Genomic DNA, 20,495 nt, shown 5'->3' with positions numbered 1-20,495 from the left:
GTTAATGAGGGGACCCAGGGCACTGCCCCGGTGGAGGCGAGCGTGATTCTCCGAGACCCGGTACACGGACTGGTCGAATTCGAGACAGACGAAGAGGACATTGTGTCCGCGCTGCTCGAGGCCGGCGAAGTGCAACGGTTGCGCCGCATTCGGCAGCTCGGCCTCGCAGCCCTCGCGTATCCCGGCGCCGACCACACACGGTTTTCCCACGCCATCGGCGCCGCCTTCGTCATGACGCGCTTCATCCGGCGCATGCGTCAGGTGCATGACGAGCTGCCGTTCTGGCAGCGGGTCACCAGTGAGCGGGCGCGCGACGCGCTGGCTGCCGCGCTCTTGCACGACGTCGGGCACGGACCGTTTTCGCATCTGTTCGAGGAGGCGCTCCCCGAAGGTCCGCGCCACGAGACCTGGACCGAGCGCATCATCTTGGACCCGGACACTGACGTGCATCGCATCCTCGTGCGCCATGACGCGACCCTGCCCCAACGCGTCGCCGAGCTCGTGCATGGACGCCACGAGCTCACCTTCCTGGCGCGGGCGGTCAGCGGCACCTTCGACGTCGACCGCTGTGACTACCTGTTGCGCGACGCCTATTTCACCGGCGTCGGCTACGGCTCGTTCGATCTCGACTGGCTGCTGCGCAGCTTGAGGTTGGGCGTCTCGACCCGTGAGGGCCAGGCTCCGCCGCTGGCCATCGACGGCGCCAAGGGGCTCCCGGCCATCGAGTCCTTCATCTTGGCGCGCCTCTTCATGTTTCAGCAGGTCTACTTCCACAAGACCTGCCGCGCGAGTGAGTGGCTGCTCGCGCGCATCCTGGGTCGTGTGCGCCAGCTGCTGGTGGACGGCACACGTCTGCCGGCCGTGCCCCCCGCCATCGCCAGCCTCTCCCGCGACGGCGACGCCGATCTGAGAGAGTACCTTGCACTGGATGACGCAGTGCTCTGGACGTCGCTCGCGAGCTGGCAGACTTCGAAGGACAAGGTCCTCTCCGATCTCTGCACCCGTCTGGTCACGCGCCGGCTGTTCAAGACCTACGAGCTGTACGGCAGTGACGCGGAGCCGGAGGCGCGGCGCGAGCTGCTCGACCGCGCGCGGGAGGTCGCGCAGAAAGCCGGGTTCGACCCGGAGATCTACGTCGGCCTCGACTGTGCGTCGGATCTGCCGTTCGACGACACGGACGGCTCCCTCTCCGTGATTTTTCCCACCGGCGCGCCGCGTCGTCCCGGCGACGTCTCCTACTTGCTCGGGCGACTTCGGGGGCAACGCATGCTGCGAGTCCGACTGATCTTCGCCGAGGAGCTGCGGGACGCCATCAGCAGCGCCGTGGAGTCGTGAGATGCGTCCGGGCGGGGTGAGCTTCGTGATTGCGTCCGTCGCGCTCGGCGGACCCGCCACGACGCAGGCAGCCGACTCCCACTGGGAGCCGGGTGAACGAACGACGTCGACGCTGAAGGGCGAGGTCGACACACCCGGTACGGCACGCTCCGGCGATGGGGTGTACGGCCGCCTCGACGGCGATCTCGACCTCGGGGCCGGGCTCGGCGTCGACGCGATGCGCGATGGCACCGCCGGTGCAGCCCGCCTCTCGTTGCACTACTTCTCTTCCCTCGGGGTCTACGCGAGTTATGCCGACGCATTGGGTCGCGAGCGCGAGCTAGCCCGCAGCATTTCCTTCGGTGTCGACCTGCGACCGCTCTTCATCCCGCGTTGGTTGCAGGATCGCCAGCAAGGTCCGAGCGGCTGGGACCTGACGATCGACAGCCTCGCCGTGGGTGTCGGTGCGTTCTACGCGGAGCCGCCCGGCAGGAGCTTCGGTGATGCGCGCGGGTTCGAGCTATCCGCAGGCCTGGGTGTGCCGCTCGCCGGCATCGCCGGCGGACCTTGGCTCGAGGGCCGCGCACTGCTCAGGTGGCCGAATCCGGGGGCCGGCGAACGGGCGGACGGCGCGCTGGTCGCAGTGCTCTCCTGGCACAGCATCTTCTTCAGCGGGCTCTCCGACTGAGCGCCGGGGTCGGCGCAGAGTCGCGTTCCCGAGCAACGTGCTCGATCACCGCCGCGCGCTCCCGCTCGACATGATCGCGGACTGCGAGATCGAGCCGCCCGTCGAGCAACCAATGAGCGCTGTGGGTGATGGTTGGCAGAAATCCGCGCGCAACTTTGTGCTCTCCCCCAGCGCCCGGCTCGAAGCGCTGGAGACCGCGTGAGATGGCGTCCTCGATGCCACGGTAATAACAGACCTCGAAATGGAGGAATTTTCGCTCCTCGCGGGTGCCCCAGTAGCGCCCATAGAGTGTGTCGTCACCCACCACGTTGAAGGCCATCGCCAGGGGCTCGGCGCCCGCACCGTCACGGGCGAAGACCACGTGGATGCGCTCGCCCATCTTGCTGCAAATTTCGTGAAAAAACTCGCGACACAGATAACGCCGCCCCCAGGCGAACTTGTCGACGGTGGTCAGGTAGAGCTCGAACACGCTGTCGATCCGCGCCGAGTCCAGCTCCGAGCCGAGCAACGTCTCGAACACCAGGCCTTGCGCCGCGCTCTCGCGTCGCTCGCGGCGGAGCTGGTGACGGCGCTTGGCGTCGAACGACCCGAGGAAATCATCGAAGCTCGTATAGCCGGCGTTCTGCCAGTGAAACTGCACGCCTGCCCGCCGAGCCATGCCCGCCGCCTCGAGACCGGCGGCCTCGGCTTCGGTGGGGAACAGCACGTGAGCGCCTGAGGCTCCGATGCGCTCCGCCAGTGCCCTAAGCCCTTCTGCAAACGCTGGCAGCAGCTTGGCCTCGTCGACGTCCGGCGCGGTCAAGAGCCGCAGCCCCGTCGCAGGGGTGAATGGCACCGCAACGAGCAGCTTGGGGTAGTAGTCGATGCCGAGGCGGCCCTCGGCGTGGCTCGCCCAAGCGTAGTCGAACACGAACTCCCCTTCGCTGTTGCCCTTGAGGTAAGCCGGTGCCGCCGCGAGCACTCGTCCGTTTTCCTCCAGCGTCAGGTGGAGCGGAAGCCAGCCGCGCTCGGGGCGCACACAACCGGTCGCCTCGAGCGCCTCGAGCCAGGTGAACGAGAGCATCGGCCCCGCGCCGCACGCGAGCTCGTTCCACGTCTTCTCTCCGACGTCGCGTATCGATTCGTGAGTGCGGAGCTCCAAGATCCGGCGAAGCATAGCGCCGCCCTTCCGAAACGCCTCATGCTGGGGCTCGCCGCGCCGCCCGGCCGCCCCGGCGGCCCGCGATCGGCAACACCGCCGAGGCGGGCGGCGCCGGCAGCGGACCGAAGGCAGCCGGACGTAGGCTGCTTCGGGGTCATGCGCCCCGGGCTCCCAACCCCCTGCTATCCTCCCGCCATGGCCCAACTTCGCTCCTTGCGCTTGCTCCTGCTCGTCGGTGTGAGCTGTTTGGCACTCTCGTGTGAGCTCGACAGCGGCAACTCGCGGCCCCGTTACCCCAACCAACCGCCGCCGGGTTATTACGGCGGTTATCCTCCGGGACAGGCGCCACCCGGATATGGCCAGCAGCCGGGCTACGGCCAGCCGCAACCCGGCTATCCGAATCAGCCGCCTCCGGGACAGCCGCCGCAACCTGGACAACCGGCGCAGCCCGCGCAGCCGGTCCTTCCCCCGGTCGCGTACGATCCGATCAACGCGACCGACGTGAACTTCTTGCGCGGCCGCGCCCAAGCAGTGATCCAAGAGCTTGTGGGTGCGCTCGACGCGGGCAAGTCCCAGAAGGTCGCCGGCATCCCTCTGATCGTCGACGACCGCGTCGGAGAAGTGAACGCCTTCGCCGCCTGCACCAAGGGCGGCAAGAGCGCGATGGCGATCAGCGACGGCCTGCTCGACATCGAATCGCACTTGGCCCGCTCCAAGGCCACCGACGAGATCTTCGGCACCAACAAGACCGCGCAGTACATCCAGCTGATTGCCAAGAACCAGAAGCCCGGCAGCCCGATCATTCGCCCGGCACCCGGCTTCTTCGATCCCGGACAAGATGCAGACGGGCGCAAGGTCAAGCGACAGCACGAGATCTTGGACGAACAGATCGCCTTCGTGCTCGGCCACGAGCTCGGCCATCACTACCTCGGGCACCTGCCTTGCACTGCCAGCGGCGGCGGCGCCACCGCCGCCGAGGTAAACCAAGTGCTCACCAGCGCCGTACCGTTCTTCAATCAGCCGAACGAGCTCGCGGCGGACGTCTCCGGCACGAACAACGTGCTGGCCGCGGGAAAGAAGCGCGTTCCTGCCTACAACTGGACCGAGGCCGGGGGGCTCCTGACGATGCAGTTCTTCGCCGGACTGGACGCCATGAGTCCGATCGACATCGTGTTCGGGTTCGAGCGCTCACACCCTCCGCCGCAGATCCGCACGCCGGTGATCCAGCAGGCCGCAGCCGCCTGGCGCTCCGGCGGCGGTCAGGGCTGGCAGATCCCGACCTTGCCCTTCTGAGCTAGGCTCGGGGCGCGTGAGTGAGAAAACCGAAGAGCCCACACCGGGACGGCTCAGGAAGGCGCGCGAGCAGGGCGACAGCCCGATCTCGCAGCCACTCACTCAGAGCCTGTCGTTCATCGTTGCGGTGGCGTTGGCGCCGGCGGCCATCGCGGCAACTCTCGCACGCGTGGCGGAGTTGCTCCCCGCCGCCATCCGCGAACCACCGGGCGCCCCGTCCGGCATCGCGCTCGGAGTCGCCACCGAGGTCGTGACCTTGTCGGCGCCGCTCGTGCTCGGCGCCGCGCTCGCGGCCGCAGCAACCGGCGCGGTCCAGGCGGGTGGTTTCGTGGCCTGGAAGAAGCTGGGTCCGGATTTCTCGAAGCTGAACCCAGCCAAGGGGCTCGGATCTCTGCTCTCACGCGAGCGCATGTTCGGAATCGTGCGGGCACTCGCGGCCTCGCTGCTGATCGCCTACCTCGCGTCGCGCTTGCTGGCCGCGCGCGCCGCGGACATCGCGGCGAGCGTTGGCGAGCCGGCAAAGGGCACCCTCGTGGCGGGCCATCTCCTCGGCCGGCTCGCGTGGATTGCAGCGCTGGTGGGCGTCGCCCTCGCCGCCGTCGACGTGCTGTTCGTGCGCCAGTCCTGGCTGCGCCGCAATCGCATGAGCCCCGACGAGATCAAGCGTGAACACAAGGAGAGCGAGGGCGATCCCGAGCTGAAGGGCGCGCGCCACCGGGCGCACCAGGAGATGTTGGCGAGCGCCAGCGTGAACGCCGTGCAGAAGGCCTCGGTGCTGATCGTCAACCCGACGCACCTGGCGGCCGCGCTGCACTACGAAGAAGAAGGGGACAGCGCCCCCCGGGTGGTTGCCCAGGGCAGCGGGGAGCTCGCCCGGAAGATGATCGCCGCGGCCCACGCCTACGGCGTCCCCGTCGTCCGCGACGTGCCCATCGCCCAGGCGCTGATGGACCTCGAGGTCGGCGACGAGATCCCGGAGGCGCTCTACGAAGCCGTCGCCGAGATCTTGAGGGAGGCCTGGGCCGACGCCAAGGCTGAGACCGAGCCTCAAACCTGAGTCGTCTGCTCGACCACGCGCGTCCAGCGACTGGCGGCCGCGTCGCTACCTGCCGCGGCCGAGAGCTGAGCGAGGAACCGCGCGCAAGCGGCCTCTCCGCGAGAGTCGTCAGCCGCGCGCGCGCGGGCCAACGCCTCGAGCCCCTCGAGCAAGGCTTCGGTTCCACGTCCGGCACTGGCGAGCGCAACCCCGAGGGCGAGCGCCGCGCGGCTCTGCGCCCGAGGCTCGAGCTTGCGCGCACCGTCTTTGGCCTGCCGCAATCGGCGCAGCGCGTCGGTCAGCTGTCCGCGGGCGAGGCAGGCCATGCCCTCGAGTCGATCGGCGACCACATGCTGCGCCCCATCGTCGCGCAACTCCGACGCGAGCACTTCCATCGCGGCGTGATCTCCGAGCCTCAACGCCTGCACGAAGCGCTTGCCAGCTTCTTCGCCCGACGGCGGCGGGGCGCGTGAGGGTCGATCGGTGATCGGCGCCGGCTGCATGGAAAGCGGCGGAGGCACGTCGGAGCGCTGCAATCCGGCCCGCTCCGACTTTGCACCCCCGAACAAACCTCGCCGATGAACCAGCGCCGGATCACCGGTCTCGCTGAACGCCTCGAGTGCGCGGGCGGTGTCTTCGAGCCCGCCGGCGCGCAGCGCTCCAGCACTGCGCCGGGCGAGCGGCAGTGCGCGATCGACGTCACCACCCAGCATGGAGTGCACGGAAGCGGCGACGGAGCACATCGGCAAGTCTGCTCCGGCGAGCACGGCGGCGGCGGCGCGGTGCAGGCGCGCGCGCTCGGCCTCCGCCAATGCGTCGTTCAAGACGAAGCGAAGTGTCGCGGACGGAAGCGTGAGTCGTCGGCCGTCCCGCCGCAGAAGATCGCCAGCCTCCAACCCGTGCAGGGTCTCTTCGGCGGGCGGCGCCTGTTTCAGCATGCCGAGCAGCGCGGCGATCTCTTCCTCGTCCGAATCGCCACCCAGCACCGCCAGGGCACCGAGCACGCTGCGCACTCCGGCATCCCAGCGGCGAACCCGTCGCGAAATCAGCTGCTGCGGAGCAAAACTCTCTGCCTTCACGCTGCGCGTGGTGGTGGCGTCCTCGCGCAACACGAGCTCGCCGCTCTCGAGCGCATCCGCGAGGGCAGCGACCACCCCGAGGGCAAGGCCACCCCCTCGCTTGGCCCACGCCGTCGCTTCGCTGCCCCGCAGCCGTCCGCTCGACAGCTCTCGGGCAAGCTCCTCGGCGGTCTCCCGCGGGAACGGCGTGAGCTCGACCTCGAACGCCGTCGGCAAAAACGCGAGCGCCTCCGGGAGCGCGAGTCCATCGACCGCGCGGGCGACCACGGCGAAGGCTCCAGACTTGGAGGCATGCACGACCGCCTCGAGGCTGTCGAAATCAATCTGCTCCACATCGTCGATCAGGATCAGCCCAGTGCTGTCCTCACGCCGGAGGAGCGCCGACAACAGGTGGCTCGCGGTGTCGAGATCGAGACCTTCCCCCGCGAGCACACTGCCCAGTGAGGCGCCCAGCTCGGGATCGAGCTCCGCCTGAGCCTCTTCGGCCCGGGCCAGCGCCCGTCGGAGCGAGCCAAGCGGCTCTCCCAGCCGAGGCCGCAACCACAGCGTGCGGCGCTCGCGCTCGCGTGCGGCCAGCTCTTCGAGCCAGCGCGTGCCACCCGAACCGCGACGCCCCGTGACCAAGCCCAGCGTGCCGGGCGGCGGCGCCACGGGCTCACGCCCGAGGAACGGAGTTCGAACGAGCGCGATGGTCGGAAACCCGCGCGCCGGCTGAAAGGGGTGGCGCAGATCGAGACGCACACCCCGCACTCTCGCCTCGCCCAGGAGGCCAATGCGCGAACCGCGCACCAAGAGCCGCTCGTCTTGCACCGCCGAGACCGCTGGATCGAGCAGCACCTCCCCGGAGCGCGCGACCCGCGCCAGGGCCCAGGCCATCACCAGGCACTGCCCCCAAGCGTACGTCATGCGCCCGGTGCCCCCCACCTCACTCAGCGGCCCCTCCGCGATCCCGACGCTGAAACCCAGCGCCGCGCTGTCGTCGGCCGTGATCAGCTCGACCAGTCGCTCGACGCCGTCCTTGGGAAATGCAACGGCGAAGCTGGCGGCGTGCCACGCAACCAGCTGCGCACCGAGATCCTCGGCGCGAGTGAAGACTGCCTCCGCGGCGCTCGCGTACTCTGCGACACGCTCGGCCAAGGACGCCGCTCCGCGCCAGCGGAAACACGCGACGATGCGGTCGTCTTCGGGCATGAAGGCGGCGCTCAGGTTCCGATGCGGATCTTCTTCTTGAGCTGGGCCAGCTCGTCGTCGACTTCGCTTCCGCCCTTGGGTGCGTCCGCGCCGCCGCCGTACTCCAGCGCGCGGAACTTCGCCTCGACCTCCTCGCGGGTCAGCCCGCCGGGGCCACGCCCGCCGCCCAACGCTTCGTCGAGCTCACGCTGCGCTTGCGCCGCGGTCTCGACGCCCTCGATCTGATCTTCCATCCGACGGAACTCGGAGAATGCACTGCCTCCAGGACCGGTTACGCCCAGCCCTTCAGGTCCGCCTCCCGCTTTGACCTGCTGGGCGCGGGCGATGATGGTGCTCTTCTTCGACTGGTACTCCTGGTGTTTCTGCTCCATGCGCTCGAGCTCGGCCTTCATCTCGAGGGCCGCGGCGCGCTGTTCGGCTCGCAGCGCCTCGGCCCGATCTCGTTCACCGGTGACGCGCTTCTTCTGGAGCAGCGCCTCGCGCGCGAGATCGTCGTCGTCGTGTTTCACCGCCAGCTCGGCACGCTGGGACCACTTCTCGACCTCGGTGTCGAGGTCTGCGACCTTCTGCCGCAGTTGTTTCTCCGCGGCGACGGCCCGGACCACTTCCTGGCGGCCGGCGCGCACCTGATCTTGCATCTCGGAGAGCGTCGTCTCGATGGACTTCTTCGGGTCATCTGCCTTGTCGAGCAATGCGTTGAAGTTGCTCGAGATCACACGGCCCATTCGATCGAAGATCCCCATGGGCGCCACCATGCCATGACCCAATCCGGGTCGCCAGCCCAGCGAATCGCGGCCCACTCTTGCGCCGTGCGCGGCCGCCGGCGCCCATCACCCCGGGGCGAGGGCGGCTCGCGCCGGTCAGCGATTCGCGATGTGAATGGCGTGGCCCAGGGCGTGCTGCGCGGCTTCCATCAGGGCCTCCCCCAGCGTGGGGTGCGGATGCACGGTCAGCGCGATGTCCTCGGCAGTCGCGGCCATTTCCATCGCCAGCGCCGCTTCACTGATCAGGTCGCTGGCCGAGGGCCCGACGATATGGATGCCGAGGATCCGCGCCGACCCCTTCTCGGTCACGATCTTCACGAAGCCGTCGGTTTCGCGAATGCTCATGGCGCGGCCGAGGGCGGCAAACGGGAAGCGCCCGACCTTGAGCTCGAACCCGCTCGCCTTTGCGGCTTCCTCGGTCAATCCCACGCTGGCGATCTCCGGGTCGGTGAAGATGATGCCGGGAATGGTGACCCAGTCTTTGGCGGCCGCTTTGCCCGCAATGACCTCGGCGCACACCTCCCCTTCTTTGGTGGCCTTGTGCGCCAGCATCGGCGCGCCGCTGACGTCGCCGATGGCAAACACACCAGGCACGTTGGTCCGGCACTCGGGGTCGGTCGGAACGAAACCCCGCGCGTCCACTGTCACCCCGATCTCCTCGAGCCCGATCCCGCCAGAGCGTGGGCGCATGCCCACGGCAACCAGCACCACGTCCGCGTCCACGCGTTCAGTCGCGCCGCCCGTCGACACGATGACCGCCACGCTGCCGTCCGGGTTCCGCTCCCAGCGCTCGGCTTTGGCCTGCTTGAGCACACGGCCACCCTTCTTGGCCAGCGAACGCTCGACGATCTTCACCGCATCGGGGTCGGTGCCAGGCAGCAGATTCGGGGTCAGCTCGATCACGGTCAGCTGACTGCCCAGCGCCTGATACACCATGCCGAGCTCGAGCCCGATGACACCGCCGCCGATCACGGCCAGGCGTCTTGGCACGTGCGTCAGGCTGACTGCCTCCCGCGCGCCGATGATCTGTTTGCCGTCGAACTCGAAGCCCGGCACCTCGATCGTCGCCGAGCCGGTCGCAACCACGATGCCGCGCGTGGCCCGCACCCGCAGCAGCTCACCCGACTTCTGTTTCACCTCGAGCGTCTGCGCGTCGACGAAGCGCCCCATGCCCTCGATGGCCTCGGCGCCGTTCTGTTTGAGCAGGTGCCGGACGCCGGAGGTCAGCTTCTTGACGATGCCGTTCTTCCAGGCCTGCAGCTTGTCGACGTCGATGCTGACCTCACCGAACGACAGCCCTTGCTCCGAGGCTTTGCCCGCCTTTTCGTACTGGTGTGCGGTGCTGATCAGCGCCTTCGACGGGATGCAGCCCCAGTTCAAACACACGCCGCCGTACTCTTCGGCCTCGACGCAGGCGACCTTCAACCCCAGCTGACCGAGCCGAATGGCGCACGGATACCCGCCGGGACCGCCGCCAAGAACCACCACGTCGTAGACACGTTCTGCCATCGCGCGGCGTTTGTAACATCGAAGCCGAGCCGTGGCACCAGCCTAGAGCGCCGAACAGGTGACCGTCGTTTGTTTTTCAGCGACTTGCAATCTGTTCGGCGCTCGCGCGCGGAGCGCGCACGGCCGAAGGCCGGGGGTTTGGGGCGCAGCCCCAACGTAAAAGTCCTAGAACGCGAGCAGCGCAAGCTGATCGGTGTTCTAGAGCGCCGAACAGGTGACCGTCGTTTGTTTTTCAGCGACTTGCAATCTGTTCGGCCTCCGCGCGCGGCCAAGGCCGGGGCGCCCCACCCTACACGCTCAACAGGACCGTCTGTTTTTCAGCGACTTGCAATCTGTTCGGCGCTCGCGCGCGGAGCGCGCACGGCCGAAGGCCGGGGGTTTGGGGCGCAGCCCCAACGTAAGTGTCCTAGAACACGAGCAGCGCAAGCTGATCGGTGTTCTAGGATGGCGGCCGGCTGATCCGGTGCAGTGAGGCCGCCGAACCCCGCGGGACCATGCTGGGCCTGTGAGAAAATACCTGCTCGGTCTGGCTGGCCGGCGGGTAAACGAACTCGAGCGGCGAGCGCACGAAGCGGCCGAGCACGGCACCGAGCAGGTTGAGCCCGCGGAGCAATGGCACCTCGCGGGCGCGGAACGCAACGCCCAAGGCGAGCACGAAGCTGATGCCGAAGTTCATGCTCCCGATGCACAGGATGCCCAGCGCCGCCCAGGCCACGGCTGGATCTTTGAGGGCGTCGACGCCAAGCGCCGTGACCGAGAGCGCGAGCGAGCCGGTCGAGAGTGTGACGTGGCGCACGTCGACGGGCAGTCCAAAGAACTTGCCGAACGCCGGGAGCATGCCGAGCAAGAGGCCGAGGGTGACGCTGCCGCCGAATCCCGCGATGTGTTTCTTGAAAGCGCGCCCGAAGAACCCGAACAGGCGACGCCCGAAGAGCCGCCCCAGCCGGTGTTCGGTGATGGCCTCGGGAATGCGGCGATACACGGCCCAGTTCTCCAGCCAGCCCGCCCCCAGGCTCGACAGCCAGAGCAGGACGCCGGTCAGAGCGGCGAACGGGATCGTGGCGCTGTGGCCGGGATGCAGCGCCTCGATGGCGTGGTGCGCGGTCTCGCCATCCAGGAACGGGCGCGCGGCGACCGCGCGAAACACCAGGTCGAAGGCCATCGCTGACGGGATCACGACCCCGACGTTGCCCAGCGCCGCCGCCAGCTGTGAACGACAGATGCGAGCGATGGTCGTGATCAGGTCATCGAGCTGGTGCGCCCCCTCCTGGCTGCGGATCGACCCGGCGAGGGCAGCGGCGGTCATGCTCGGTTGTTTGGTCGCCAGCGTGAAACCGAGCAGCTGCATGCCGATGAAGCTCCCGGCGAAGTTGACTGCGTTGACCATGCCCTCGATGGCCGGCGCAAAACCGCCCCACTTCGTCAGGAACTTCCCGGCGCAGGTGAACGCAGTGAGAAAGCCACCTCCCGCGGCCGAGGCCAGCATCTTCCACCACTCACCCCGGGACACGGTGATGTAGTGCTCACCGGTCTCGCCCGCGCGCTCGATGACCTTGCGCGCCAGGAGCTGCAGATTGTCCCGAACCACCCCGCGCACACTCTGCTCACGCAGCCGCGCCCGCACCAGCTCCGCCACGAACGCCGCCTCGGCACTGACGATCTCGGGCGTCTTCCGGGGATCCCGCGCCACCAAGATGGACTCGATGCGCGTGAGGCACTTCGCGATGACTTCCAGCCGGTAAACGACGTCGACGCTGACACCGAAGCGCTCGAGGTTGTCGAGCACGACCACCAGATCGCTACGACACAACGTCGAGAGCTCCGGCAGCTCGTCAAAGGCGGCGTGATGCACCCGGAAGAACGGGCTCTCTCGCACCGGTCCGGCAGGCCCGCGCCGTCGAATGTCGTCCGACAAGCCGAGCGCCGAGACCCGGGTAGTGAGCAGCGCCAGCGCGTCTTCCGTTGCGTCGCGCAGCGGCTGCCACACGTCGCCGAGCACCGTCAAGAACTCGACCACGAGCTCCGTCGGGAGCCCGGCGAGCCAGTCGGCATCCCGCGACGTCTTGAACATGTGCGCGAACAGCTCACCGAGATCGCGAGGGTCGGGTGCCCGAGGCAAGAGACGGCGCGCCAGCCGATCACTCGTCTCGTCCAGGAGTCCGCGGTCGTTGGGCAGCCCCACCTCGCACAGGAGCCCGAGGGCGTTGGCCTCGGACAGCACGCTGGTCGTGGTCTCGCGCAGCCGACGCTGCAGCTCCGGGACGTTGACGAGCGCCCGCAAGAGCAGCCTCAGCCGCGTAGTCGCGTACGGCTCGGTCGCAGCGCCGTCGAGCGGCGGCGGTTTCGGTCCGTCGCACACCCAGCGGGTGAGTTGTTCGATGGCGTGCAGCCGTTCGGGCAGCGGGCTCGTTGGCTCGACTTGACAGAGCCTCGCGTGGAGCTGCCGGACTGCGCGGTTCGTCGTGCCGCCGGGAGTGAGCTCGCGAGCGAAAGCGGGCAGCTCGGGTACCACCTCCCTCGCCTCCGGCGTCACCACGGCGCGAGCCTACACGAGTCAATTGGCGCCGGTAGCCGCCCCGCAAATGTCCCGCATCTGGCGGCTCCGAGCGCAAGCCTTGCCGCCGCGTTCTGCGGCGCGCGCGATCTTCTGGGCCACTTTGCGAGCTCACCCTCTGGCATGTCGGTTGCGTCTTCGATTGCACATGGCCCGCACGAATTTTCTACGCAACGGGAGCTTGCTCACGTCGGTTTTGTGCTTAGGCATCGCCTCCGATGTCGCGGCGCAGGTCCCGGCGGCGAGACCGGATCTGGTCATCAGCAAGCTCGCCCTCAGTCACGATCAGGCCGCGCCGGACTCGTGGCTCGAGGTCGAGCTGACCGCCACGAATTCGGGCACGGTGGATGCGGGTCCGTTCCGGATCGCCATCTATCACAGCGACGGACTCATCGTACCCAAGCGCGGCAACGTCACGCGCATCGGTGCGATCCAGGTGGACCGAGGACTCGGCGCCGGGCAGAGCTCGACGTTCTCCGCCCGAGTCCGCTTGCCCCCGTGCGACAAGTGCAAGCCTGGGAGTGTGTACGCTTATGCCGATGCCTGGGGCACGGTGCTCGAGCGCTCCGAGGACAACAATTTCAAAGCGGTTCCGATCACGGTCGACCCGAGCTTCCTGCCGAACCTGCGGGTCGAGAAGGTCTCGCTCACGCCCGACCGCGGGCCAGCAGCCCGGGAGATCAAGCTGTCGGCGACGGTCAAGAACACGACGCCTTACGCCGCCCAGGGGCCCTTCAAGCTCGGGCTCTACTGCTCCGACGACGCGGAGCTGACCCACGACGATCTGATCCTCACGACCTTCATCCACGGGGCGATCGCCGGCAATGGCCAGCTCACAATCAGTCGCAAGCTTGCCGTGGACACCCGCTGTCCGGTCCGCGGTCAGCAGGTCGAGCTCGGCATCGTCGCGGACCTCGACGGCGCAGTCTTGGAAGCCAACGAGAGCGACAACTCCGAGTCGGCTCCCTACTGGGTGTTCCGCTCGCCGGATCTGGTCGTCGGACAGCTCTCCGTGAGCCGGGATGCGGCCGCGCCGGGTTCGCGCATCGTGCTCGCGTACCGCCTCCAGAACCAGGGCAAGGTCGCCGCGCTGCCGTTCAAGGTCGCGGCCTACATCTCGAAGAATGCGAGCATCGACCCGACCGACACGCTGGCTGACACGCTGGAGATCACGGGGCTCGCCGCCAACACGACCAGCGGCACCTTCCACCAGGAGCTCACCGTCCCCGCGCTCGCCAGCGGCAAGTACTTCGTGGGGGTGATCGTCGATGTCGACGACAAGAACGGCGAGCTCAAGGAGCGCAACAACATCAAGGCGGTGCCGCTCGCCATCCGGAAAGTCAACCTCAGCGATCGCTTCTTCTTCCTCGACAAGTCATCGGCCTTGCCGGGCGACCCGCTCGAGCTGCGCTTCTCGCTGCGCAACATGGGAGCGGATCGGAGCGGTCCGTTCAAGGTAGCATTCTATTTCTCCGCCGACCCGCGCCTGGATGCGAAAGACCAGCGGCTGACGGACTTCGCCGTCCTCGGCCTGCAGAGTGGCGGCGAGCGCGGCGAGCACGTGCTGCGAACGCAGGTGCCCGCCGACGCCGGCGAGGGTTACCACTACGTGTTGATGGCCGTGGACGATGGGGACACCGTCGCGGAGACCGACGAGTACGACAACATCGCGCTCCGAGCCCTGAGGATCCTGCGCAAGTGACCTCAGCGTCGGGAGCAACGCGCCGACTCACATCCCCGGGATTTGCATGATCTCGACGACCTCGATGAACCCCTCGGGCATCATGAAATGCGGATGCCCTTTCAGGCTCTCGGCCAGAGCCTCTTTGGACTCTGCCTGGAGCACCGAGTAGCCCCCCAGATCGTTGGGGACTTCGGCGGCACCGGCAGTCGTCACATGCACGCCCTTGCCGAGCGGCGCCCCCATGTCGACAATCGTGCCGCTCGAGTTCTTGCTCCACGCCATCCAGGCGTCCATGCCGGCTTTTTGCTGCTCGGGCGTGGCTTTTTTCGCCTGCTCGTACGAGGCCATCGGCGCTTTGTAGAGGACGAGAAACTTCTTCATGGGGCTCCGCTCCGCTTGGTTCGGTCGTGAAGGCATCGTCTAGTCCGGGCCACGCTGCCCCGCAAGCCACCCGGTTCCTGGCTCATCCCCCAAGAGCGCGCTCTGCTCCCGCCGGCGGCCGGGCCGGTCGCGCGAGTCGGGGACCTCGTCGAGCCTCGCCTCGCCGATGCGGTTCTGCAGCATGCCGATGAGCCTCTGCCTGGTGCGTCCCCTTCGAGTCATGATGCGCTCGCATTGGTGCCCACAACGCTGCCGCTGCCGAGACCACGAGCACCTGCCGGCACACCCTTTGTGCGGGTGTGCCCGGACCGTCTCAGGGTGTGAGCACGGCGATGGCGGCGCGAAGCAGGGGTTCGACCCGAGGCTCGATCCCGCGCAGTCGCACGTGCTCGACAGCTTGCCGTGCCTGGGCCCGCTTGAACCCCGAGAGCACCAGCGCCGAGCGCACCTTCTCGAACACTTCGGGCTCGGGCGCGGCCGCGACCGCAGGTGCCGGCGTGCGGTTCGTTTCGCGGCGAGCTCGAGCCCCGGCGATCTCGTTCTGGATGTGCTCTTCGCCGAACACCTGTCGCGCTCGATACGAGTTGTGAGCCGAGCAGAGCAGGCAGCAGTTGTCCACGGTGGTCGGCCCGCCCTTCGCGAAGGGAACGATGTGCTCGATGGTCAGGAAACGGGTCTCCGAGCATCTGCGACCGGCAGCATCGGTGAAGGTGCACTGGTCAGCGTCCCGCTCCCGCACCTCCCGCTGGACGTCGACGGGCACGTGCCGCGAGCCCGGCTTCGTCTCGCGACGCTTGCGCGGCTTGCCCGCGCCCTCGCGGCGCTTGGTCTCGACGGCGATGAGCTCGTCGATGGCCCGCTCGATGATGACGGCGAGCTCCCCGCCCGGCTCGGCGTGGCTGAGCAGGTCTCGAGCGCGCTCGAGCTTGTCCCTGAGCGCCGCACTGGCCGTGAACTCCACGCGGAAGCTCGTCGCCGAGAGCGGCTCGACCCGAGCCCGGGAGCTCGCCGGCGCGCCCGGGGTCGCGTCGCCCTGGGCGACCGGGGCGCCGGGCCCCGTGTCACCTTGCTCGAGCATGGTGCGTCCCCCGAGCGGCGTGATGCTCGGGAGCACGTCCGGCTTGGGGAAGCGGCGCGCGAGCAGCGCCTCGATTTGGCGGCGGCTCTTGCCCCGGACCTCGCTGAGCAGCGCACTCACGTTTTCGTCCGTGAGGCGAGGCGCGAGCAACCAGAGGCCGGTCAGGTGGAGCGCGCCGGACTCGAGGTCGGCCATTGCCTCGGGAAACCGAAGGCAAGTCCGGGCGACGGCGATGCGCGTCTGCGCCTCGTTTTCGGAGTACCCGAGCCGCTCCGTGCAGTACGCGAACATCGAGGAGCAGGCCTGACCGAGATACAACTTCCGCCGCTCGACCTCGCCGAGGTAGGCGATGACCCGGGCGACGGCGCGGCGCTCGGCGCGGCGGGCCTCCGGCAAGTGAGCGATGAGCTCGTCATCGGTGAGAGCAGTGAGCGAGAGGGGCGCGCATATCTCCGCATACCACGCGATTTTTCGCCCTCACCGCTGCCACCAGGCGCGACGCTCACGACGTGAAATGCTTCGAACGTCACCGCGATGCGCGAAGCGCGCACAGCGCTCATCCTCGTGGCAGCGCGTGAGGGTCTCCGCGTGACTCGTCGCAAGCGCGCGCTGCGCGCCCGGAAACCGGTCAAGAAAAATCGTGCTCGTGTCGCGCTCGACATGCTCTTTTCAAGCACGCGCTTCGGCGCGGCGCAGAGCTCGGAACCACGCCTCTCGCACCCCTCGAACAAAGAGGGGTGCACGGATTGCCCTCGGTGGTCTTGGAAGCGGCAGCGGCATGGGCTCGCCGGCTCGCGCAGCAAAGCAACGCGACCGAGCCCGAGCGGGGCACACCGTGCGCGTTGAGACCGCTCTTCCGGTGGCCGCTCCCAGGCGACGAGACGCGACGTCCGCGCGGGCATCGTCTCGCCCTGCGCCGCAGAGTGACTACTTCGTCTTCCTTGCTCTCTTCTCGCGGCCGCTGCCTTCGCCGACCGCTCGGTCCTCGGCGCTGGCCTTCCAGCTCTCGCCGGGCGAGGCGGGGGCACCTCGGCCGTGCCCCTTTGCTGCTGGCCGGCCCGACTCCCGATCAGGGCCGGTTCCTGGCTCCGTGCACTCGATGGCCTCATTCGATCGCTCGCGGTGCGCTCTCGAGCCGGTGGCCTGACGCCTGACCCCGGAAGCCTTCGTGATTCGCCCGCAAAGGCGAGTCACGAGTCAGTGCCCGCTCGGCGCCCGCGGTGCGTTTGCCAGCGCGTCGCGCTGCTCGCGAAGATGCCAGGGCAGCACCGCGTACACGTCGTCGAAGAGTGACTCGAGGGGCGGGGGCAGGCGTTTTTCGACTGCCTCGATGGCGCGCGAGATTTCCTCGTTGAGCTCCTGATCGATGCGCTCCACGAGCGCCGCGTCCAGGTGGCCCTCGCGCTCGAGGTGGCGCCGGATGCGGTCGATGGGGTCCTTCTCGGCCCAGCTCTTCACTTCCTCTTCGGAGCGATAGCGGGTCGGATCGTCACTCGTCGAGTGGGCCCCCATGCGATAGGTGAAACTCTCGACGAACGTCGGTCCGCCGCCGGCTCGCGCGCGGTCGACCGCGTCTTTGACCACTCGGTAGACCGCGAGCACGTCGTTGCCGTCGACGCGCACGCCAGGCAGGCCGTAGGCCTTGGCCTTCACCGCCAGCGTCTCGGACGCGGTCTGGCGAGCTGTTGGCACACTGATGGACCAGTGGTTGTTCTGGCAGATCATCACGCACGGGACCTGGAACACGGCAGCGAAGTTCATCGCGTTGTGGAAGTCCGGCTGGCTCGTCGCGCCATCCCCCATGAAGCCGATGGTAACCGTCGGATCTTTGCGCAGCTTCGCAGCCCAAGCCGCGCCCACCGCCTGGGGGATCTGGGGGCCGATGCAGCTCGACCACGACACCTGGTTCACCGCTCGGCCCGCCATGTGGCTGGGCATGTTGCGCCCCTTCAGCACGTCGAGGTCGTTGCCGAAGACCTGGGCGAGGTACGTGTCCAGAGGGAACCCCCGGACCAGCATGATGGAGCTCTCGCGTAGCGCGGGGAAGATCCAGTCGTTCTCTGCGGTGGCGAGGGCGGTTGCGATGGGGGTCGCCTCCTGCCCCGTACAGGTGCCGTAGAACCCGACGCGGCCCTGTCGCTGCAGACCGACCATGCGTGTCTCGAGCACGCGCATCTTCCGCATTTCGCGGTACATGCGCAGCAGGGTCTCCCGCGGCAGGCGCGGATCCGTTGCGGGATCGGTGCTGCCGTCGTCCGTGAGCACTCGGAGCAACCCGAGCGTCGGATCGGCGCTGCGCTCGGACCGCTTGCCGGTCACTCGGATTCCGTCTCGAGCTGGTTCAGGAGCTCCGTCGCGTGATCTCCATCGAGCTCCAGGGCTTCGGCCAGGGCGTTGATCACCTCGTTCTCGCTGTCTTCGATCTCGTCGTCGGCAAACGCCAGCGCGGCGGCCAGCGAGAACGCGGCGTCCGCGAGGGCGGGGTCCTCTTTCAGCGTGGGCGCCACGGCGGCCAGGCGCGCTTCCATGCCCTGCTTCGCCAGCTCGGCACACTGCTCGAACAGCTTTTCGATGTGGTGCGTCCGCACGGCGTGCTGAGTCAGCCCCCGCACCGCGCCGCGCAACACGTCACGCTCGCTGTCGGTGACCTTACCGTCCGCCATGACCATCAGGCACATCACCTCGAACAGCGCCTCGAAGCGTTGCTTGGCGTCGGGATCACCCGCGAACGGGTCGTCCTCCGCCGCGGCACGCATGAAGTGAACGCTCGGGGGTTGACCCACCTCGAGCAGCTCGTCACGGATCCTGGCCAGGGTCTTGTCGCGCAGCTGAATCATGGTCTCCTCCTTCGCCGTGGCCCGGCGCGGCGTCAATGTGATCGGCAGCGCCCAGTAGCCGCAGTGATTCTTCCACGGCCGAGGGCTCCGCCCGCTCCGGCCGGCCCCGCATCGCCAGAATCAGCGTACGCGCTTCCTTTAGCCGCGCACGTCCGGCGGCGGCGACCGCCAGGGTCCGCGCGTCTCGCGTCCAGGCGTCGAGCCCCTGGAGAATGCTGCTGCGGGCCCGCGCATCACCGAGGCGAGCCAGCGCGACCTTGGCCTGCCACGCGAACGGGTCGCGGCTCACGCCGAACAGTCCGAACGCCCGCTTCACCAGGCCGGCGCGGGCCGCGGCGAGCCCGAGCTCCCCCGCGAGCTCGATGGCCGCCTCGGCGTCCTCCGGCTCGTGAGTGCCGCTGCCAGTCCCCACCGCCACCACCAACACGTCCGCGCCGCTCTTGTCGCCCAGCCGCCCAAGGAGCAGCGCGGCGGCCAAGCGCACCTCGGCAACCTCGTCATCGAGCAGCACACGCGCTCTCGACGCGAGCCGAGCGGGGGCGACCGATGTGTGCTCACCAACCCAGCGCTCCTCCGCCAGTCTAAGGCCGACATAACGCACGTGGCCGTCGGGATCCTCGAGCGCGCGAAACAGCGCATCGACCGAGCGCTCTCCCCCGACCTGCGCGAAGGCAACCATGGCCTGGAAACGGATCTCCGGTCGAGGATCTGCGAGCGCCGCTTCGACCACGTCCACCACCTCGACGGCGGCCTCCGCGTCGGTGCCCGCGATCTCGCCGAGGGCAACCAGACACATCTGTCGCACGCGTAGCGACTCGTCCTCGGTCACGGCTCGAACCAGATCGGGGAGCACCCCTTTCACGCCTGCGTCGGCGAGGGCGAGCGCAGCCTCCGCCCGAACCCCCGCGGCAGCGTCTTCGAGCAGCGCCGCGCGCAGGCGTGAGACGGCGTCCTGGCTCCCTTCCCCAGCATGACGACCGAGGTCACGCAGCGCCGAGAGGCGAACCTCGAATTTCTTGTGGCCCGCATCACGCAGCGCAGCGGCCAGCGTGCGGGGCAGTGGAGCCAGGCCGAACATGGGCTGGGCGGAGCCTAGCAGCACCGAGCAGCACGGTTGGCACGCATGCTGCCTACGGCCGCACGACGCGGGGTTCCGAATTGTCCGGCTCGCCCGTCGCTCTGGAGGAGCCAAATGCACAAGTCGCTCATCACCATGGGGATCTGCCTCTCGCTCGCGAGCTGCGACAAGACCGATGCCGCGGCCCAGGCCGGCTCGGCCGCGGAGAGCGCCGCTGCCGCGCCCGCCGCCTCTCGAGCGCCCGCCAGCAACCTGCCCCCGCTCGACCCGAAAAACATCGTCAGCATTGCGGTAGGTTCCAAGGATCACACGACCCTGGTGACCGCGCTCAAGGCGGCGGACTACGTCACCTCGGTGTCGAACGCCGGTCCATTGACGGTGTTCGCGCCCACCAACGCCGCCTTCGAAAAGCTCCCTGCGGGCACGGTCGACGGCCTGCTCAAGCCCGAAAAGAAGGACGACCTCCGCAACATTCTGAAATTTCACGTGACCACGTCGGTCTACGAAACGAAGGATCTGAAGGACGGCGAGACCTTGGCGATGGCCAACGGTCTGAAGGTCACGATCCACGTCAAGGGCGACAAGGTCATGCTGAACGACGCGACGATAACGGCCTCGATCCGGGCGTCGAACGGCATCGTTCACGTCATCGATGGGGTGCTGCTCCCGCCGGCCCAATAGTGGACCCAGAGGTCCAGATTGCCGAAATCACTGCGCCCTCGGCGCTCGCTCGCGCACCCACTGCGCGATCTTGGTCGCGCAAATTCCACCGAACATCCCCTATCCACCACGAGAACTAGCCCCCCAAGGCCCCGAGCCCAGTGTCCGTCAGGTCTGACTCGCAACGGAACGACCTTTGCCAGTGAGT

General features: G+C 68.2%; 16 protein-coding genes. 6 read left to right on the top strand and 10 right to left on the bottom strand.

Annotated features, from left to right (window positions below):
* Positions 1-42: 42 nt before the first annotated feature.
* Both IPI67_15270 and IPI67_15265 read left to right on the top strand, forming a co-directional pair.
* Positions 43-1,335, top strand: a complete 1,293-nt coding sequence (locus IPI67_15270; protein MBK7581557.1) for an HD domain-containing protein — start codon at positions 43-45, stop codon at positions 1,333-1,335.
* 1 nt (position 1,336) lies between these two features.
* Positions 1,337-2,002, top strand: a complete 666-nt coding sequence (locus tag IPI67_15265) for a hypothetical protein (protein MBK7581556.1) — start codon at positions 1,337-1,339, stop codon at positions 2,000-2,002.
* On the opposite strand, the gene IPI67_15260 is transcribed toward IPI67_15265, so the two are convergent.
* Entirely contained in the window at positions 1,983-3,158 is a 1,176-nt protein-coding gene (locus tag IPI67_15260) for a GNAT family N-acetyltransferase (protein ID MBK7581555.1), read from the bottom strand. The two genes, IPI67_15265 and IPI67_15260, sit on opposite strands and share 20 nt — an antisense overlap.
* 180 nt (positions 3,159-3,338) lie before the next feature.
* Here IPI67_15260 and IPI67_15255 point away from each other — a divergent pair, with 180 nt between their 5' ends.
* Positions 3,339-4,436 (top strand): M48 family metalloprotease, encoded by a 1,098-nt coding sequence (locus IPI67_15255; GenBank protein ID MBK7581554.1) that lies wholly within the window; start codon positions 3,339-3,341, stop codon positions 4,434-4,436.
* A 16-nt stretch (positions 4,437-4,452) separates the two neighbouring features.
* Complete coding sequence (locus IPI67_15250; GenBank protein ID MBK7581553.1) at positions 4,453-5,493, top strand: EscU/YscU/HrcU family type III secretion system export apparatus switch protein; 1,041 nt, start codon at positions 4,453-4,455, stop codon at positions 5,491-5,493.
* Here IPI67_15250 and IPI67_15245 read toward each other — a convergent pair.
* The 4 genes from IPI67_15245 to IPI67_15230 all read right to left on the bottom strand — a co-directional run bounded on the left by IPI67_15245 (position 5,484) and on the right by IPI67_15230 (position 12,551).
* Positions 5,484-7,742 carry a hypothetical protein gene (locus IPI67_15245; GenBank protein ID MBK7581552.1) on the bottom strand — a complete coding sequence of 753 codons (2,259 nt, stop codon included), beginning with the start codon at positions 7,740-7,742 and terminating at the stop codon, positions 5,484-5,486. The genes IPI67_15250 and IPI67_15245 overlap by 10 nt on opposite strands.
* Before the next feature lie 11 nt (positions 7,743-7,753).
* Positions 7,754-8,485, bottom strand: coding sequence for a PspA/IM30 family protein (locus tag IPI67_15240; protein MBK7581551.1), 732 nt, complete (start codon positions 8,483-8,485; stop codon positions 7,754-7,756).
* A gap of 117 nt (positions 8,486-8,602) precedes the next feature.
* Positions 8,603-10,015: a dihydrolipoyl dehydrogenase gene (lpdA, locus tag IPI67_15235; protein ID MBK7581550.1), complete on the bottom strand. Its 1,413-nt coding sequence runs from the start codon at positions 10,013-10,015 to the stop codon at positions 8,603-8,605.
* 439 nt (positions 10,016-10,454) lie between these two features.
* Entirely contained in the window at positions 10,455-12,551 is a 2,097-nt protein-coding gene (locus tag IPI67_15230; protein ID MBK7581549.1) for a gliding motility protein, read from the bottom strand.
* Positions 12,552-12,717: 166 nt separating this feature from the next.
* Between IPI67_15230 and IPI67_15225 the strand changes: the two genes are divergently transcribed.
* Complete coding sequence (locus tag IPI67_15225) at positions 12,718-14,271, top strand: hypothetical protein (GenBank protein ID MBK7581548.1); 1,554 nt, start codon at positions 12,718-12,720, stop codon at positions 14,269-14,271.
* Positions 14,272-14,298: 27 nt separating this feature from the next.
* On the opposite strand, the gene IPI67_15220 is transcribed toward IPI67_15225, so the two are convergent.
* The 5 genes from IPI67_15220 to IPI67_15200 form a co-directional block, all read right to left on the bottom strand.
* Positions 14,299-14,634 (bottom strand): hypothetical protein, encoded by a 336-nt coding sequence (locus IPI67_15220; GenBank protein MBK7581547.1) that lies wholly within the window; start codon positions 14,632-14,634, stop codon positions 14,299-14,301.
* A 313-nt stretch (positions 14,635-14,947) separates the two neighbouring features.
* Positions 14,948-16,108 (bottom strand): HNH endonuclease, encoded by a 1,161-nt coding sequence (locus IPI67_15215; GenBank protein ID MBK7581546.1) that lies wholly within the window; start codon positions 16,106-16,108, stop codon positions 14,948-14,950.
* Positions 16,109-16,909: 801 nt separating this feature from the next.
* Positions 16,910-17,908, bottom strand: coding sequence for a thiamine pyrophosphate-dependent dehydrogenase E1 component subunit alpha (locus IPI67_15210; GenBank protein ID MBK7581545.1), 999 nt, complete (start codon positions 17,906-17,908; stop codon positions 16,910-16,912).
* A gap of 119 nt (positions 17,909-18,027) precedes the next feature.
* Positions 18,028-18,549, bottom strand: coding sequence for a TerB family tellurite resistance protein (locus IPI67_15205; GenBank protein ID MBK7581544.1), 522 nt, complete (start codon positions 18,547-18,549; stop codon positions 18,028-18,030).
* Entirely contained in the window at positions 18,509-19,627 is a 1,119-nt protein-coding gene (locus IPI67_15200) for a HEAT repeat domain-containing protein (GenBank protein MBK7581543.1), read from the bottom strand. Before IPI67_15200 ends, IPI67_15205 begins: the two co-directional genes overlap by 41 nt.
* A gap of 114 nt (positions 19,628-19,741) precedes the next feature.
* Here IPI67_15200 and IPI67_15195 point away from each other — a divergent pair, with 114 nt between their 5' ends.
* Positions 19,742-20,308 (top strand): fasciclin domain-containing protein, encoded by a 567-nt coding sequence (locus IPI67_15195; protein MBK7581542.1) that lies wholly within the window; start codon positions 19,742-19,744, stop codon positions 20,306-20,308.
* The last annotated feature ends 187 nt before the right edge of the window (positions 20,309-20,495 follow it).

The organism is Myxococcales bacterium, from assembly GCA_016706225.1.
Lineage (GTDB): Bacteria > Myxococcota_A > Polyangia > Polyangiales > Polyangiaceae > JADJKB01.
The sequence above is the reverse complement of the archived record's forward strand: the minus strand, read 5'-3'. Positions and strand labels throughout refer to the sequence as shown.

What these genes read in the sequence shown, in the direction of transcription:
- IPI67_15265 (MBK7581556.1), top strand. Translation starts at nt 1,337, where the DNA reads ATGCGTCCGGGCGGGGTGAGCTTCGTGATTGCGTCCGTCGCGCTCGGC.
- IPI67_15260 (MBK7581555.1), bottom strand. Translation starts at nt 3,158, where the DNA reads ATGCTTCGCCGGATCTTGGAGCTCCGCACTCACGAATCGATACGCGAC.
- IPI67_15255 (MBK7581554.1), top strand. Translation starts at nt 3,339, where the DNA reads ATGGCCCAACTTCGCTCCTTGCGCTTGCTCCTGCTCGTCGGTGTGAGC.
- IPI67_15245 (MBK7581552.1), bottom strand. Translation starts at nt 7,742, where the DNA reads ATGCCCGAAGACGACCGCATCGTCGCGTGTTTCCGCTGGCGCGGAGCG.
- IPI67_15240 (MBK7581551.1), bottom strand. Translation starts at nt 8,485, where the DNA reads ATGGGGATCTTCGATCGAATGGGCCGTGTGATCTCGAGCAACTTCAAC.
- lpdA (MBK7581550.1), bottom strand. Translation starts at nt 10,015, where the DNA reads ATGGCAGAACGTGTCTACGACGTGGTGGTTCTTGGCGGCGGTCCCGGC.
- IPI67_15225 (MBK7581548.1), top strand. Translation starts at nt 12,718, where the DNA reads ATGGCCCGCACGAATTTTCTACGCAACGGGAGCTTGCTCACGTCGGTT.
- IPI67_15220 (MBK7581547.1), bottom strand. Translation starts at nt 14,634, where the DNA reads ATGAAGAAGTTTCTCGTCCTCTACAAAGCGCCGATGGCCTCGTACGAG.
- IPI67_15210 (MBK7581545.1), bottom strand. Translation starts at nt 17,908, where the DNA reads ATGTACCGCGAAATGCGGAAGATGCGCGTGCTCGAGACACGCATGGTC.
- IPI67_15205 (MBK7581544.1), bottom strand. Translation starts at nt 18,549, where the DNA reads ATGATTCAGCTGCGCGACAAGACCCTGGCCAGGATCCGTGACGAGCTG.
- IPI67_15200 (MBK7581543.1), bottom strand. Translation starts at nt 19,627, where the DNA reads ATGTTCGGCCTGGCTCCACTGCCCCGCACGCTGGCCGCTGCGCTGCGT.
- IPI67_15195 (MBK7581542.1), top strand. Translation starts at nt 19,742, where the DNA reads ATGCACAAGTCGCTCATCACCATGGGGATCTGCCTCTCGCTCGCGAGC.